This is a genomic window from Serratia sp. LTN-2 (assembly GCF_059740205.1).
Genome location: NZ_JCAXDO010000043.1, coordinates 4,189 through 5,961, shown reverse-complemented (window position 1 = coordinate 5,961; position 1,773 = coordinate 4,189). Strand labels below are relative to the sequence as shown.

2 protein-coding genes are annotated in these 1,773 nt (G+C 42.5%); one reads left to right on the top strand and one right to left on the bottom strand.

From position 1 onward, the window contains the following. On the top strand, positions 1-714 hold a 714-nt coding region (locus AC6BYQ_RS27880), incomplete at its 5' end, for a colicin-like pore-forming protein (RefSeq protein ID WP_498057869.1). A gap of 16 nt (positions 715-730) precedes the next feature. Here AC6BYQ_RS27880 and cui read toward each other — a convergent pair. Further along, positions 731-1,258, bottom strand: a complete 528-nt coding sequence (gene cui, locus AC6BYQ_RS27875) for a colicin immunity protein Cui (protein ID WP_498057868.1) — start codon at positions 1,256-1,258, stop codon at positions 731-733. Between the last annotated feature and the right edge of the window lie 515 nt (positions 1,259-1,773).

Sequence of the window (1,773 nt, the reverse complement as noted above, 5' to 3'; positions counted from 1 at the left end):
GCCGATGCAGAAGCCAAACGTAAAGCAGATGAATCCCGGAAGGCCGCAGAGGCAAAAGCAAAGGCAGATGCGGAAGCTAAGCGTAAGGCTGAGGAGGATGCTGCAGAAAAAGTAAAAGATGAAAAAGAATTACTGACTAAAACGAGTGAGATCGTTGCTGATGTCGGTGAAAAGTTGAGTGAACATCTGGGCGATAAATATAAGACAGTTGCGAAAGATATTGCTGATAACATCAAAAACTTCCAGGGTAAAAACATTAGAAGTTATGATGAAGCAATGAAGTCGATTAATAAGATTACATCGAATCCAGCGATGAAAATCAACAAAGCGGATAAAGATGCGATTGTTAATGCCTGGAAGAGTTTTAAAGCTCAGGACGCGGCGAATAAACTCGGTAATCTCGGGAAAGCTTTTAAGGTTGCAGATAAGGTAATGAAAATTGAGAAAGTACGAGAGAAAAGTATCGAAGGTTATGAAACCGGTAACTGGGGACCATTGATATTGGAAGTGGAATCCTGGGTTGTGGGTGGGCTAGCGGCGAGTGTGGCTGTGGGGATTTTTACCGCGACGCTCGGTGCAGTTCTTTTAGCCGCTGGGGTTCCCGTAGCCGCTGTGGGTATAATGGGGATTATGGTCTATGGGACGGTTAGCGCATTGGTGGATGATAAACTCGTCGATAAGTTAAATAATGAAATAATTAGGGCGGCACATTGATAAAAAAGAGCGTCGGTCATCGACGCTCTTTAAATAGCTTGTAAGAAATTACAGGAATATAACACATCCCATAAGTTAAGAAAAAAAGAATAAGGTATAAAAAAATATAAAAAATCAACAGACTGACATCATGCCCAGACATGAGTCTGGCTGGTCTTCCGGCTGTCGTGAGTTCAAGGCTTCGGAAGAGAAACATGTAAATAAAGAAGGCATAGAAGAACGGACTAAAGAAACATGCGCGGGCAAGTGCACCTCTGTTGACTGTGTTAATTACCCTACGCCTGTGTATTGAAAAGGCAAATAAAACCAAGGCAAAGAAAGGTGCGCTTTTGCAATAAACGTCCATCACCTTTGTCATTAATGGGTTATAGGCAGACATAACGGCAGGAAGGTCATTGGTTTTGTCTACAATACTGTGCAAAAGTGGAGATGCCGGGTTGTGCAGGTAAATAAAAAAGATTACCACTAATGGGATGACACCTATTGCCATAAAGGAATAAAGCATCTTATTTGCGATTCTATTTCTCTCTTTATCATCGTTCATTTTTATTCCTATTCTTTACGGGAATTCAGTCAGTGTTACATGTTATTTCCAATATAATGAACCAAAAAAACGATTATACGCAATGCGTTTCTAATGAGTACTTGGATTGTTGTGTTTGCTTCTCAGGCATATTCATCGGCAGTTCACGTAATTTTTAAATCGGATGCACCCCAGTTAAGAGGCCTGATAAGTGTAAGGAAAGGCGCTAAAAATCAGGATGTTTCAGGGTCTTCTGACGGGTATTCCCAATCGGAGAGGGCAGCGCTGAAGATCCGGTCGTGGTGTAAAGGATATTCTTGAGATCTATCTTTTTCGGGCGTAACCTCCAGCCATGTAACGAAAAAACCCGCCGAGGCGGGTTGGTTCGGGTTCGTTGAGCTGGAACTCTTCGAAACCGGGCGGTAACTGGATCTTTAGCGGGAGACAGTCACCAAATACGTAAAGTTAGTTTAGCCTCAACTGGCCAAAACCTTCAAGTCTAATTTACGAGAAGACAACCTCCCGCAAAGTTCCCA